Origin of the sequence: Microbulbifer sp. TYP-18 (assembly GCF_040932045.1) — a bacterium.
In the GTDB taxonomy this organism is placed as follows: Bacteria; Pseudomonadota; Gammaproteobacteria; order Pseudomonadales; family Cellvibrionaceae; genus Microbulbifer.
Genome location: NZ_JBFRBC010000002.1, coordinates 117,245 through 131,464, shown reverse-complemented (window position 1 = coordinate 131,464; position 14,220 = coordinate 117,245). Strand labels below are relative to the sequence as shown.

At 53.6% G+C, this 14,220-nt stretch carries 11 protein-coding genes; 7 read left to right on the top strand and 4 right to left on the bottom strand.

Translation table 11 applies throughout. The annotated features are described in order from the left end of the window. Positions 1 to 49: 49 nt before the first annotated feature. Entirely contained in the window at positions 50 to 904 is an 855-nt protein-coding gene (locus ABVT36_RS02720; RefSeq protein WP_368455154.1) for an SDR family NAD(P)-dependent oxidoreductase, read from the top strand. Between the two features lie 81 nt (positions 905 to 985). Here ABVT36_RS02720 and ABVT36_RS02715 read toward each other — a convergent pair whose 3' ends face one another. Then, positions 986 to 1,666, bottom strand: a complete 681-nt coding sequence (locus ABVT36_RS02715; RefSeq protein WP_368455153.1) for a LytR/AlgR family response regulator transcription factor — start codon at positions 1,664 to 1,666, stop codon at positions 986 to 988. Further along, positions 1,663 to 3,180, bottom strand: coding sequence for a sensor histidine kinase (locus ABVT36_RS02710; RefSeq protein ID WP_368455152.1), 1,518 nt, complete (start codon positions 3,178 to 3,180; stop codon positions 1,663 to 1,665). Before ABVT36_RS02710 ends, ABVT36_RS02715 begins: the two co-directional genes overlap by 4 nt. Positions 3,181 to 3,393: 213 nt before the next feature. On the opposite strand from ABVT36_RS02710, the gene ABVT36_RS02705 reads away from it, so the two are divergent. Both ABVT36_RS02705 and ABVT36_RS02700 read left to right on the top strand, forming a co-directional pair. Next, positions 3,394 to 4,263 carry an ATP-binding cassette domain-containing protein gene (locus tag ABVT36_RS02705; protein ID WP_368455151.1) on the top strand — a complete coding sequence of 290 codons (870 nt, stop codon included), beginning with the start codon at positions 3,394 to 3,396 and terminating at the stop codon, positions 4,261 to 4,263. Then, positions 4,263 to 7,472, top strand: coding sequence for a hypothetical protein (locus ABVT36_RS02700; protein WP_368455150.1), 3,210 nt, complete (start codon positions 4,263 to 4,265; stop codon positions 7,470 to 7,472). The genes ABVT36_RS02705 and ABVT36_RS02700 overlap by 1 nt, the downstream gene beginning before the upstream one ends. Positions 7,473 to 7,497: 25 nt before the next feature. Here the strand turns inward: ABVT36_RS02700 and ABVT36_RS02695 are convergent, their stop codons facing one another. Both ABVT36_RS02695 and ABVT36_RS02690 read right to left on the bottom strand, forming a co-directional pair. Further along, positions 7,498 to 7,854 carry an ADP-ribosylglycohydrolase family protein gene (locus ABVT36_RS02695; protein ID WP_368455149.1) on the bottom strand — a complete coding sequence of 119 codons (357 nt, stop codon included), beginning with the start codon at positions 7,852 to 7,854 and terminating at the stop codon, positions 7,498 to 7,500. 87 nt (positions 7,855 to 7,941) lie between these two features. Then, on the bottom strand, positions 7,942 to 8,679 hold the full coding sequence (locus tag ABVT36_RS02690) for an NUDIX domain-containing protein (protein ID WP_368455148.1): 738 nt from the start codon (positions 8,677 to 8,679) through the stop codon (positions 7,942 to 7,944). Between the two features lie 302 nt (positions 8,680 to 8,981). Here ABVT36_RS02690 and ABVT36_RS02685 point away from each other — a divergent pair, with 302 nt between their 5' ends. From ABVT36_RS02685 to ABVT36_RS02670, 4 genes are all read left to right on the top strand, one after another. Further along, positions 8,982 to 10,040 (top strand): bifunctional nicotinamide-nucleotide adenylyltransferase/Nudix hydroxylase, encoded by a 1,059-nt coding sequence (locus tag ABVT36_RS02685; RefSeq protein WP_368455147.1) that lies wholly within the window; start codon positions 8,982 to 8,984, stop codon positions 10,038 to 10,040. A gap of 94 nt (positions 10,041 to 10,134) precedes the next feature. Then, the gene (locus tag ABVT36_RS02680; RefSeq protein ID WP_368455146.1) at positions 10,135 to 11,562 is read left to right on the top strand and encodes a nicotinate phosphoribosyltransferase; all 1,428 of its coding nucleotides are present in this window, start codon (positions 10,135 to 10,137) and stop codon (positions 11,560 to 11,562) included. Between the two features lie 92 nt (positions 11,563 to 11,654). Further along, a complete protein-coding gene (locus ABVT36_RS02675) occupies positions 11,655 to 12,869 on the top strand; it encodes an SPFH domain-containing protein (protein ID WP_368455145.1) in 1,215 nt (404 codons plus the stop codon). Between the two features lie 24 nt (positions 12,870 to 12,893). Continuing rightward, positions 12,894 to 13,811: a sugar kinase gene (locus ABVT36_RS02670; RefSeq protein WP_368455144.1), complete on the top strand. Its 918-nt coding sequence runs from the start codon at positions 12,894 to 12,896 to the stop codon at positions 13,809 to 13,811. Positions 13,812 to 14,220: the final 409 nt, after the last annotated feature.

Genomic DNA, 14,220 nt, shown 5'->3' with positions numbered 1-14,220 from the left:
TTAGGAATAGTGCTATTTGATGGTGTAAGCTCTAAGTAAGTTTTCCTGTATGAAGCGGGCGAAAATCAATATTGTGACAGTGAGTGATAAACTGATGAAGCCATTGATGGTTATCACCGGTGCAGCCAGTGGCTTGGGTGCCGAACTGACGAAGCAGGCATTGATTGCTGGTTACCATGTCCTGGCGATTGTGCGCAATAAAAGCAGCTTTAAAAATTCCACTGCTTCTGAGAATAGCGCACTGCACATTTTGCAGCTTGACTTAAATCGCCATGATTGTGGTGAAGTGCTGCAGGAGAAGCTTGCTGTCATGCTCAATGATGGTTTTAGCTTGAAAGCGCTTATCTTTAATGCCGGAGAGCACCATTGTTCAACAATAGAAGAACATCCTTTGGAAGATGCAAAGCGTCTGTTCGATACTAATTTCTTTTCCGTCTTGCGATGCTTGCAGGAAGTTCTCCCTCTTATACGGGAGCGGGGAGAGGCGCAAATCTGGGCAACCAGCTCTCTGTCGGCACATATGGGCCTGCCCTCCGATGGGCTTTACGCAGCAAGTAAGGCGGCGCTGGAGAGATTGTTCGAAAGCCTGCGCTTGGAGTTGGAGCCATTTGGTATCGACGTTGGATTGCTGGTACCCAGTACATTTGAATCCCGCCTGATGCGACAGGAGCAGGTAGTCTCGGAGAATTCATCCTGCGACCAAGCCCAGCGGACAGGTAGCACGTCAACGCCAGGAAAATCTGTAACGATTCTGGCTTCCAGGTTTCTGGAAATTTTAAAAGGGACGCCAGAAAGTTTTCGCTATCCTGGAGACAGTAAGGCCGAAGCTATTTTGGATCAGCTTTACGTAGATTTTGGAATTCAAAGACTGGGTCTGGCAAAACAGTGGTCAGATCGCAACTAAGAATATTAAGAACTGTTATAAATGCAACTTATTGAAACATACTTTTTATTAATCTAAATATACTGGTTCAGTAATTCCAGGCTATTGCAGCAACTCTGGGAGATTCGGACGAAAAACTTTGCCAATTTTAACCAGTTTGTCACCGGCCAGCCTGATTCGTTCCTTGTCTTGTGCGACTACCTTGTCCTTATTTACCAAAAAAGATTTGTGTACCTGAATAAACCGGTCTTTGGGCAAGGTTTCGACAAAGTGTTTAAGGGTTGCGGCAGTAAGCAGGCAGGAATCTTCCAGCCAGACCTTGACGTAATTGCCATAGGCTTCAAAGCACTGCACCTTGTCCAGATCAATTTTTCGATGCTCCCTATCCACCCGAATCACAATATGGCCCGGCACCACAGGTACTACCGTTTCTCCAGCGCGGCTTCGAACCTTATCCAGCGCCTGGGCAAAGCGCTCGGCGCTGATGGGTTTCAGCAGGTAGTCGGTCACATCCAATTCAAAGGCTTCCAGCGCATGCTCCTGGTAGGCAGTGCACAGAACCACCTGCGGCCGGCCAAGCATTACTCTCAGCATATCCAGGCCCGAGAGCACCGGCATATGAATATCCAACAGGATCAAATCCACCGGCTGCCTGGCCAGAAAAGCCAGGGCCTCGGCGGCGTTATAGCACTGCCTTACTATCTGGATATCGGCGTGGGCGCGGCTATGGTGTAGCAGCACTTCATGGGCCAGGGGTTCATCATCAATAATCAGGGTGTTCACAGTTGTAGCCTGAGTCGGGCATGCCAGTGCTGCTCTTGCGCTTGGCTCAGCAGGGCAAAGCGCTGCGGGTAACTTAATTGCAGGCGGCGTTTCAGGTTTACCAAACCCATACCATCCGGCACCTCATTGGCAGGCCGTCGGGGCAGGCTGTTATTACATTCAAACTCCAGTTCAGCATCCTGTATCCGCAGGGAGAGCCGGATATGGCACTCGTCCTGGCTGACCTCCGCTCCGTGTTTAAAGGCATTTTCCACCAGCATAATCAGCAGCAGAGGGGCAATCTGCCACTTGCCATCAGGTACCCGAAAATCCGTTTCGATCCGACAGCGACGCCCTGTCCGCACTTGCTGTAATTCCAGGTAGTTTTGCAGGTAGGCCAGGTCATCCTCCAGCGGTACTCTGGGTTTTTGTCCCTGGTAAACCACATAGCGCAGCAGGTCAGACAGTTTCAATACCAAAGGCGCGGCCTGGCCTGATTGTGCCAGGCACAGGGCATAGAGGCCGTTCAGGGTATTAAACAAAAAATGCGGGTTAACCTGCTGCTGCAGTACTTTAAGCTCGGCCTGGGCCTGTTCCCGGGTGAGTTCAGCCAGGTCATGGGCGCTCTGCTGGCGTTCAAAGGCCAGAATCAAGGGCATGCTGATGGCCCAGATGATGGTCGCCACAAGCAGATTCAGGGTATCGAAGGGGTTATGGTTTTCCGAGGGCAACAGGCTCAGTCCGGCAATATTCAAGGGTAACTGTAATAGCAGGGCGCCGAACAACGGATAAGACAGTAGCAACCAGCCGGCACTGCACAGCAAAAACAAATAGACACCCCGGCCTGCCAACACCTTTCGGATCAGCAAATAGCGATTGACCCAGTAGTAGGCGAATACCACCAGCGCCATCAGAGAAAACTGCCACAGGTAATACAAGGTAAGTGGCCATTGTTTGAGCATCTGACCAATATCCAATCTGGGTTCCAATGGCTGGTTGTGCATGGGGTCAGGGTTATATACAAAGATACCGCTCATCAGTATGACCCAACCACCGAGACACAGCAGCAGGGCCGCATCCAGCGACAGTAGATAGCACCACCAGGATGGCCTGCTACGGGCGCCCGGTAAGTGCTGGTAGGCCTGGTGCAACCAATACATCAGCGACAGCCCCGCCGCCAAGCCCCAAAAGGGTACACCCAGCATCAATTCCCTATTGTCCAGCAGCCTTTCCTGTAGCGCCAGGCTGCAGGCCGGATAGGCGATAAACCCCAATGTCCAGCACAGGTAACGCCGCCAGCCAGATAAAGACGGTAGCAGAAACTGCGCTATCAACAGCGGCAGGCTTTCCACCAGCAGTTGCAGTGCCGGCAACCAATAGAGCGCCCAAATCCCGTGAACGTCGAAGTCGTGGCTTTGGGTTTGCGGTACATCATTGTGCAGGCGGATTACGGTTTCCGCCAATACCGCCACCAATACCGGCAACAGTGGCAATAGGGCTTGTGGGTTCGGGGGGGAAGTGACCAATCTCGCCATGCTGGGGAAACCTGCTCGCAAAGCGCAAATGCCAATTGTTGGCTAGCTGCCAGGGTCTGTCAGCCAAATCATGACAAACCTATCCATTTTACTGATAAACGACAATTTACCCCACTGAATTCATTATGTCATAAAAACCATCTGCTTCGTCATCAAAGCCTTTATGCCCTATACAGCCGTAGTTAGCCTGATAAAAAACCACGGGATGCCCCAATGCTACAGCTCCACAATATCAACAAAACCTACCGGGATGGCACCCGGGCCCTTAAAGACATCTCGCTGCAGTTGGGCACGGGCATGCTGGGCCTGCTAGGTCCTAACGGTGCGGGCAAGTCCAGCCTGATGCGCACTATTGCCACCATACAGGCGCCGGACAGCGGCCGTATCCTGTTTGAAGGGCGGGATATGGTTCAAGAGCCGCATCGGCTACGCAGCCGGCTGGGTTATCTGCCCCAGCACTTTGGTGTCTACCCACATATTTCCTGCTACGCCCTGCTTGAGCATCTGGCAATACTGAAGGGCTTGCAGGACAAACCGCAGCGCCGCCGGCAGATTGATCAGGTATTGGCGCTGACCAACCTCACCGGACAGGCAACCCGGCAGTCAAGCCATTTTTCCGGTGGACAGCTGCAGCGCTTTGGAGTAGCCCAGGCCCTGCTAGGCAACCCGCAGATTCTGATTCTCGATGAACCCACCGCCGGGCTGGACCCGGCCGAACGGCTGCGCCTGCACCAGCTATTACACGATATTGCCCGAACACGCCTGGTGCTGCTCTCCACCCATATTGTTGAGGATATTGAGCATTTGGCCGGGCACACCGCCCTATTGATCGACGGTGCAATTGTTGCCTGCGGTCATACCCGCGCCTTATTCAGTTGCCTGGACGGAAAGATTTGGCAGGGTCCGGCCAAAAACCCGTTACCCGACAATACACAACTGCTCGGCCAGCGCCTGCACTATGGCAAGCCGATGGTGCGTCTCTTCAGCCAACAGTGCCCGGCTGCGGAATTTGAACCCGTTACACCCAGTCTGCAGGACAGCTATTTTCTGGCCCTGCAAAAACACACAGGGGCAATCGCCTGATGGTTGGCGCGCGCATTTTTAATGAGGTGCAACTCATCCTGCGCCAACCGCTTTGCTGGATACTGGCACCATTGGCGGGTCTGTTCGGTTTTTTTGTCGGCCGGGGCATCCATATTCGTCAGGCAGAGTTGTTCAATGACCCGCATCTGTTCCATCTTGTGGGTGCCTTGTGCCTGATGGCACTGCCCTGGGCAAGCTGTCTGCTGGCCGGATTTGCCCTGTATCGCGCCACTGGCCATAAGATGCACGAGTTAACCCTGGCGGCCCCACTATCCCAGGCCAGGCAGCAGGCCATTCAGGCCACCGGCCTCTGCCTGGTGCTGATCCTGCTCGGTGTACTGGCGGCACTTGGTGTGCTAGCTGGCCTGGTCAGCAGTGCCGAAAAGCTACCGGATACGCTTGGCTTGCTGACTGCAGCTTTAAAATTACAGGGCTTGCAACTGTTAGTCGGTATACCGGCAATATTGCTTTTTGTGTCGACCTTCTGGCTCCTGCGTAACCTGAGTCCATCGCCACTGCTGGTTTATATGGGCGGTTTTTTGTGGTTTATCAGTTATATCCTGCTGGCCAGTGCCAGCGGCTCACCGCTAATGGCGAGTTCCCAAACACCCGCACCCTGGTTGTTAAGCGTAATGGGATACCTGGATTGGCTTGGTCTTACAGCACTAATGGCCAAACAGCCTGATGTACTCCTGCTCAGTGTAAACAGGATACTGATTTGCCTTACTGCCTTCACAATGGCCTTTATCGCGTTTCACCTGGCCGGGCATTGTTTCGCGTATCGGGCAAAATCCTCAGCACAGCGTTTAAGCCAGCCGCGCGGACAAACTCCAGCCCTGTTCGCCTTTACTGCGGTTAAACCGCGGGGTCTTGTACAGTTTTCAGCCCTGGTGCGCATGCAGTGTGCGCAAGTTTTTCAATCCCCGGTGGTGTGGTTGCTGGGCCTGATCTGGTGTTGTGTGGTCATTGGCGAAACTTATCCGTCTTTCAACCATGCAGAACCAGGTGCACAGTTGGCTGGGCGGAGCTTGGACGCCATCAACCGCACTATGTGGGATTTGGTACCGCTGGCTGGCTCAATGCTGCTGCTGTATTTCAGTGATTGGCTGACCCGGCGCGATCAACGGCTGAATATCGCGGGTATTGTTGATGCCCTGCCATTCTTCCCATCCGCTGCGCTACTGGCCAGAGTGATCAGCCTGCTGGTCCTGCTCCTGGCATTGTTGCTGCTGGCCGCCATGGCATCCACAGTGTGCCAGTGGCTGAAACAGAGCCCTATAGAGCTGGGTGACTATGGGCATTTTATCCTCTACTCGGGACTGCCGCTGGCAGCACTGGGAACCGTGTTTCTGGCCATTCAGGCAATTGTACGCAATCGCCTTGCTGCACTGGTACTCTGTTGTCTGCTGTTGATCCTGCGCTTTACCCCCCTTGCCGTCTTGCTGGGTATACATCACCCCTTGCTGCGCCCGTTTGCTACACCGCTGATGGCTGCGGATGGGTATATCGGCTATAGCGCTAATCTGGACGGTTTCCGGGCCTTTACCCTCTTCTGGTGCCTGCTGGCCACACTGCTGCTGTTCACCGTCATTCTGGCAAATTCTCGGGGCCGAAAAACCGGTATGCACTGGCGAAACATTTCGCCCTTGCTGGGTTTTGCTGCGCTGGCCGGCTTGCTGGTGCAGCAAGGGATAGGCATCCAGACCGGGCTGGATGCCAACGGTCGCAATTTGGACCCGGACAGCCGCGCAGCTTTGCTGGCTGATTATGAAAAGGGCTATCGGTCTTTTGCCGAGCTGCCGATGCCGGTCATTGCCAAGGTCAGCACCCGGGTGGATTTCTTTCCCAGGCAACGCCAGGTACGGGTGAATGGACACTATCAGCTGCAAAACCCCCACTCCCAGGCAGTGCAAACCCTGCTGGTGGGTGAGCACTGGCAAACCCCACTGAGCCATATCAGCCTGAATGCAGAAGCCGAAGTGGAATACAACCGCAAGCTGGGCCAGCGGGTGTATCAATTGGCAACGCCACTGTTCCCGGGGCAATCCCTGAGGCTGGATTTCAGCCTGGTGCTGGTCCAAAACGGTTATCAGCCGCTGCCCGCGCATAAGATACTCACCGAGAACTTCAGCTATCTGCGCGCTGTTCCCTACTTTCCAACTATTGGTTATCAGTCAATACGCGAACTTGACAACGAGAACCTGCGCCGACAATTTGAGCTGCCGGAAAAACCGCAGCAGTCTGTGGAACAGGCACTGACCTCAAGGGATAAAAGTAGAGATGGCTACGACTGGTCGCAAATGGATACACAAATCTCTACCCCAATCGGCTATCAGAGTTTTACTCAGGGCGAGTTGGTGAAAAGCTGGCAGCAGGATAAGCGCCAGTTCCGTCACTTTGTCACCCGGCAGCCGGTACGTAATCTGCAGGGTTTTATTGCGGCACCCGTGCAACTGAGTAGCCGCCGCTTGGGCACGACAACTCTACAGGTAGCTTATTTGCCGCAACATCGGACCAATGTGGAAATGACGCTGGATGCCATGGCGCAAACAGTCAGTTTTTTATCTTCACATATCGGTCCCTATAACGGCCATACCCTGACCCTGGTGGAAAAACCCGACATCGGCCCCACTGGCTATGCTCTGCCGCAATTGATGCTAATTAGCAGCCGGGTCGGCTTTCGCAGCCTGCAGAATGCAAAATTGCCCTTCAGCCAGGCCTATCGGCGCGCCGTACATGAAACTGCGCATCAATGGTTCGGTCATTGGTTTGGCAATGGTATTGCGAAAGACAGCGCCTTCCTGGTGGAGTCCCTGGCCAAATACATAGAACTGGTGATGCTGGAGCATTACCGGGGCAGAGCTGCCATGCGGGCGCTGATTGCCTATGAACGCGCGCGTTATGAAATGGCCGAAGGCCATAACCGCCAAGCTTTGCTCAGCCTGGTCAGCGCCGAGTCCCCCCATGACCAGTATTCCCGCGCTACCCTGGCTTTTGCCCGGCTGCGCCAGGCAATAGGCGATACCCCTATCCTTGCCGCTCTTGGCGAGCTGAACAAAAAGCATGGCTATCCCGCCCCGCCGGCCAGCTCTGTGGATTTTGTCGATGCCCTTGTGCGCCAGGTACCTGCCCAGCGCGAATTGATCGAGACCCTGTTTATCCGCCCTGTACCTGTGGCCCAGTGGTTGGAGGATCTAAAAACAGAATAACCCCAAAGTTGCCGACTGTATGGGGTTAGCTCCTATCAGTGGTCATTTGACTTCTATAAAGGGAAATAGATAAGTCAGTTATTTGCTCTCTCAAGTAAAGCCTTTTTATCCATATCGCTCGAATACCATCGATGCCGTAGAAAGCACCTGCAATTTGGCCACAGATAGCTGCAGTCGTATCGGCGTCATCTCCAAGATTTGCGGCGGCCAGTACAGCTTTGTCATAGCAGGCTGTTGAAATTCGCAGAATTTCGACAGCCTGGTACCGGAATATGGATGTTCCGGCAAAATCGATGACGCCTAAGTCGTTGATTTTGGAAGAAAAGTAAAAATCACATTTTTCGCTTTTCGTGTTTTGAAACAGGCAGGATGCCTTTTTCAACAACCTGATAGGAGTCCGTTGTAGCGAAACACTATTGTTAGGTTTTGAATCTATTGTGTGTCTCTTCCTTCCTTTATGTTCTTCCTGTTACCTTGGGCCTTCAATATTTCTGGCGAAGAAGTGGCTCTGGCCATCAGCTTTCACCCGGTAGAGTTTGGCGGGGCGGTTGCTGCCTGTTTTGACATTTCCGGTTTCCTCCAAAATATCTGCATCCAGGATGCGTCGCCGAAAAGATTTTTTCTCAACGCTATTTCCCAGCACTATCTCAAAGGTCTGCTGCAGTTCAGTTAGCGTGAACTCACGGGGCAGTAAATTAACGGGCAGCGATGTGTACTGCACTTTGCTTGTTAGGCGCCCATGGCAACTTTTCAGTATCTCCGCATGATCAAAAGCCAGGTCAAAATGCTGTTCTGCTTTCTCCACCGGGACCCAGGCCACTTCTTCGGAGCTGCCGTCCCTGCTAAGCCTGATTTCCTCACTGGCAATCAAGGCCAGATAGGCCACCGTCACAGACCAGCCCCTCGGATCCCTGTCACGGCTACCAAAGCTCTCTACCTGTTCCAGGTAGGGGGTATCGACACCGGTTTTCTCCAGTAACTTGCGGCGGGCGGTATCCGCCAGTGTCCTGTCTCGCTTGAGGTCGATAAATCCCCCGGGTAGTGCCCAGAAGCCCAAAGCGGGGTGTTGCGCCCGCTTTACCAGCAGGACCTGCAGTTTGCTATCTCTAACCGTAAAGATTGCCATGTCGACGGAGGTGAGGGGTACATCAAAGTCATGGATATTGTAATCAGTCAAAAATGCCTTTTCTGACAGTTTTCGGGCCATTTGGGTTACCAGTGGACAGTTAGAGTCTATAAGCCACTATGTTAGTGTCATAACGACACTAAGAAAAGGGGCCAGAATATATGCTTATGAATTTTTTCAATCCGGAGGGTTGACATATAAGTGGCACTGAGCCACTATCTCCTCAAGCTAACCGCAGAGGTGGGAATCACCCGGTTAGCTACAGCCAGCCAGTTCGCGCTGGCATGCGTACCGGCCCGGATAGACTGGGCTGTGTTCCGGTCCTTCCTTCAGGAGAAATCTCCAGGTAGAGAAGGGGTAATAGCAGCAAGGGGTTTGCTGACATGACTAATAGCAACAACAAGCTATTCGATTTTCTGGTCTTTATCGGCCGTTTCCAGCCATTCCATCGGGGACATCTCGCCGTTGTCGAGGCAGGCTTGGCGCGGGCAGAGCAAATGATCATCCTGTGTGGCTCCGCCCACCAACCCAGGTCGGTCCGCAACCCTTGGACCGTGGCTGAACGTGAAGCCATGATCCGCGGCGCTGTGCGGGAAGAGGATAACTCCCGCATCCATATCGCCCCTTTGATGGATATTGTTTACAACGACGAGTCCTGGGTAAAAAATGTTCAGGCAACCATCAATGGTATGGTCACTGCGCACCACCGCGTGCCCCATCGCCGGCCCAAACTCGGGCTCATTGGCCACAGTAAGGATCACAGCGCCTACTACCTCAATTTATTCCCCCAGTGGGGGGCGGTGGAAGTAGAGAATTTCAAAGGGATCAGTGCCACACCTATCCGCGAGTCCATCTTCGCCCAGGGCAGTAACTACATCGCCGGGGATGCCGTGAATGTGTTACCAGCTAATGTACAGCGGGAAATGGCGGCCTTCTGTGAAACCCCCGCCTTCGCTGCGGTGAAAGGTGAACAGGAGTTTGTCGCAAAGTACAGGCGGGCCTGGGAGGCAGCTCCGTATGAACCGACGTTCGTCACCGTCGATGCAGTCGTGGTCCAGAGTGGCCATGTTTTGATGGTGGAGCGCAAGGCGCGACCCGGTAAAGGCTTATTGGCCCTACCCGGTGGTTTTGTCGACCAGGGAGAGAAGCTGGTGGATGCCTGCCTGAGGGAGTTGCGCGAAGAGACCCGTTTAAAGGTGCCGGCGCCAGTGCTCAAAGGCTCTATCAAGGGCCGACAGGTTTTTGATGATCCGCACCGCTCGGCCCGGGGCAGAACCATCACCCACGCTTTTTATATCGAACTCCAGCCCAACAAGGAGCTGCCTAAAGTGAAGGGCGGAGATGATGCCAAAGATGCCATGTGGGTACCGCTGGCCGACCTGGACCCCAGCCAGATCTTTGAGGATCACTACTTCATTATTCAGGAACTGACCGGAATGTAAAACAAAGCCCTCCCTTTCATAAGGGTTTGTGAGGGCAATAACCAGGAGAAGGGAAAGACCCGACTCCCTTATCGATGACAGGAGGATTTCCGTCATGACCATTGCAAATCGCAACTTCATTTTAAATGCGGATTCTTATAAGGCATCTCACTACCTCCAATATCCACCCGGTACCAGCCAGGTCTCCAGTTATATAGAGGCGCGCGGTGGGGAGTTCAAACAAGCGGTTTTTTTTGGGCTGCAGATGTTCATCAAGGAATATCTGGCGAGGCCCATCACCGGTGGTGATATCGACGAGGCCAAGACGGTGTTCGAAGCCCACGGTGTACCCTTCAATGAAAAAGGCTGGCGCTACATTCTGGAGGCCCACAAGGGGTATCTGCCTATAGAGATCCAGGCGATTCCGGAGGGCACCCTGGTACCCGTAGGGAGCGCTATGGTACAGGTGACCAACACGGACCCCAACTGTGCCTGGTTAACCAGTTATGTGGAGACGGCGCTGCTTAGAGCCGTATGGTATCCCACTACAGTCGCCACCGTTTCCTGGCATTGTCGTCAAGTCATCCAGCGCTATATGCAGGAAACCTGCGATGACATCGAAGGTATCGGCTTCAAGCTACACGACTTTGGCGCCCGTGGTGCTACCACGGAAGAAGCTGCAGCACTCGGCGGAGCGGCACATCTGGTGAACTTCCAGGGTACCGATACCCTGAGCGGTATCATGGCGGCGAGACGCTACTATGGTGCAGATATGGCGGGGTTTTCTATCCCCGCCGCCGAGCACAGCACCATAACCGCTTGGGGACGGGAAAATGAGGCCGCAGCCTACGCCAACATGCTGCAGCAGTTCGCGGGTCCCGGAAAGTTGGTGGCTGTAGTGAGTGATTCTTACGATCTGTGGAATGCCATCGACAATATCTGGGGCGATGAACTGAGGGGGAAAGTCGAGGCTAGCGGTGGCACTCTGGTAGTCCGCCCCGATAGCGGTGACCCCGTCACTATTGTGACCGAGACCATAGAACGGCTGATGAACAAGTTCGGCTACAAAGTGAATGGCAAAGGCTACCGGGTATTGCCCGACTACATAAGGGTGATCCAGGGTGACGGTATTTCCCAGAGAACCATTGAAGCCATTCTCGAGGCGATGAAGCAGCGCAAACAAAGTGCCGACAATATCGCCTTTGGCATGGGGGGAGAGTTGCTGCAGAAAGTCAACCGCGACACCATGAAGTTCGCTATGAAAGCCTCTGCAGCCAAAGTCGGGGAAAGCTGGCGAGAGGTTTACAAAGACCCCGTTACCGACCGCGGCAAGCGCTCTAAAAAAGGCCGGCTGGCAGTTATCAGGGATGGCAAGGGGGTGGTGAAAACCATAGGTGTACAGGATCTGGGACAACGGGTGAACCTGCTGCACAGTGTGTTCAAAAATGGCCGCTTGACCAGGGAGTTCAACTTCGACCAGGTGCGCATCAATGCGTTGCAGGGAGCGGTGGCCGAGGGGGAACAATTGGAAGCAGTGGTCTAAGCCGTTAAAACCAACAGGTGGTTGGGATAGACCCGACCCTCTCACACACAAGGGTGACCACAGTGGCACCTGCAACGGGCAAGGAGTTTGTCATGTTGAACATCAACTATATCAAGGTTGATCCCACAACCTTTCTTATCCAGTTCGTCAAGGGGCGAGCCAGGCGAAAAGGGAATGGCCTGGCCCTATGGTACTATGCGCCAAGCACCTCCCTGGTGGCAATTCCCTCCACAACAACCGATCTGCCATTTATTTTCAAGGAGATCACCAAGGACTTCCAGGAAATCACTGTACAGGGGCAGTTGGTATACCGTATCGCTGACCCGGAAAAAATAGCCGCTCTGATGAACTTCACTCTCAAGCCGCAGAGCAGTGGCAACCACTTGGCATACAGCACCGATGACCCGGAAAACCTGCGAAACCGCATCGCCAATCTGATACAGGTGGAAATGCGAAGTGCAATAGAGCAGCTACCCCTGCGGCAGGCACTGAATGCCTCCCAATCCCTGATGAAGGTGATAAAAGTAGAGCTGGCCAGATCGGAGGTGCTGGATACTCTGGGCGTTGAAGTGGTGGATCTGTCTATAGTGGCTATCAAACCGACCCCGGAAACCGCTCGCGCACTGGAAGCTGCCGTTCGGGAGCGGCTTCTGGAAGAGGCTGACGTGGCGATTTACCGACGCCGTAATGCCTCGATTGAGCAGGAAAAAATCGTAAAGGAGAACGAACTCAATAGCGAAATTGCTATTGAGGTCAAACAGCGGGAAATTGAAGAGACGCGACTGGCCGCCGAGCGCGCCATCCAGGAACAGCGCAATAAAATCCAGCGCGAGCAGCTGGACGCCAGTATGGATCGCGAGAGGGCCACTAAGGAAAATGACCGGAAGATTGCCTTTGAAATGGAAACAGCCAAAGGTGCCATCCAGGCGGAGCGTTTGCGTGCAGAGCGGATGCAGCGACAGCAGCGCAGCGAAATGGAAGGCGAACAGCTGGAGTCAGACGTGTTACTGGAGCGGCAGCGCAAAGATCTGGTAGAGTTGACGGTGCGAAACGAACGCATGCGGGCGGATGCCAAAGCCTACGATGTCGCAGCCACTATGGAGGCGCTGTCCAGGGTCGACCCCAAAGTGTTGGAGGCAATGACTATGGGTAATCTCGATCCGCGGCAGCTGATGGCGCAGGCCTTCAGGGAGCTGGCCGCTGGTGCTGATAAAATTGGCCAGCTCAATATCGCACCGGACCTGCTCCAGTCTATTGCGGGAAAACTACAGCCTGGTGCAGCCAAGGGCGGCAATAAACTGCCATAGGCCACATCAAACAGGACATTAGTCATGGGTGAGGATACCAAGGTTATTCTCGTTACCCGCCGCACACGGCTGGAGGCGTTGGTGGCGCAATACAATACTGAAGCGCAGGCAGAATTTGTGATTCAGAGCCGGGGTGGGGATTTTAATGACTATAAAGCAGAATTCACTGTCTACCAGCAGTCGGTCATGCAGGTGGAAGCGGAGCTTAGGGGCTTCGCCCGCTTGCATCGCATAGAGCGGGAATTCTTGCCAAACTTTATCTTTGGACCCAGGGATATTGTAGTGGTCGTAGGGCAGGATGGCCTGGTGGCTAATACGTTGAAGTACCTGAGTGGCCAGCCGGTGATTGCCATTAATCCGGACCCAGCGCGTTTTGACGGTGTGCTGCTGCCCTTCATGGTGGCGGACCTGAAGACGGTTTTTGCGGATGTCGTGCAGGGCAGTTACCTGTCAAAGCAGATCACCATGGCCAAGGCCAGAGTGAATGATGGGCAAGAGCTGATAGCCGTCAATGATTTCTTTATAGGTCCCCGCTACCAGATATCCGCCCGGTATGAAATTTCGGTGGATGTGCATACCGAGCAGCAGTCCTCCAGTGGTGTTATCGTTTCCACCGGTCTGGGCAGTAGCGGCTGGATGAAAAGTGTGGTAGCGGGTGCCGCAGGTGTCACTGGTTCTGAAGAGGGAAAAGTTCTCGAGCCTATGGAATGGAATTCCGACTATCTTAGGTTTGCGGTCCGGGAGCCTTTTCCCAGTAATACCACCGGAACGGAACTGGTGTTTGGGATTCTGGAAAAGCATGCGGAGCTGGAATTGTCGTCACTAATGGCTGAAAACGGTGTGATATTTAGCGACGGAATGGTGGAGGATGTCATAGCTTTCAATAGCGGCAGCAGAGTTGCTATTGGGGTGTCTGAGCATAAGGGATTGCTTGTGGTCTGAATGTCCACTTGTGGAGTTTTATAGATATTTTTTACGGGTGTAAATAATGTTTTCCATTGTAGTACGGATGCGCCGTTGGAGAAGGGCTCCCGGTTACCAAGCTTCGAAAAGCGCATAGGCCCAGTTACCAAAGAAGAAGTAGGAGTATGCTTACGAAAGAAGATCGGATGTTTTTTTAGATCTCTCTGTGCCGGTTTTCCCGTCACGTGGGGTGTTTACGCCCTGGGTATTCTCCTGCTGTAAGTGCTTATGGGGGAAAGCCCATATGCAACTGGAATCCGCATATCGAAACGGACTCCTTCGGCCAATGGCCGGTAACCTTCCTCGTCTTCCAAGACCTATTCATATGTTACCTATCCGTAGCCTAGGCCCGGTGGCCGGGGGAATCCCCGGGGCAGGAGCTTCCCGG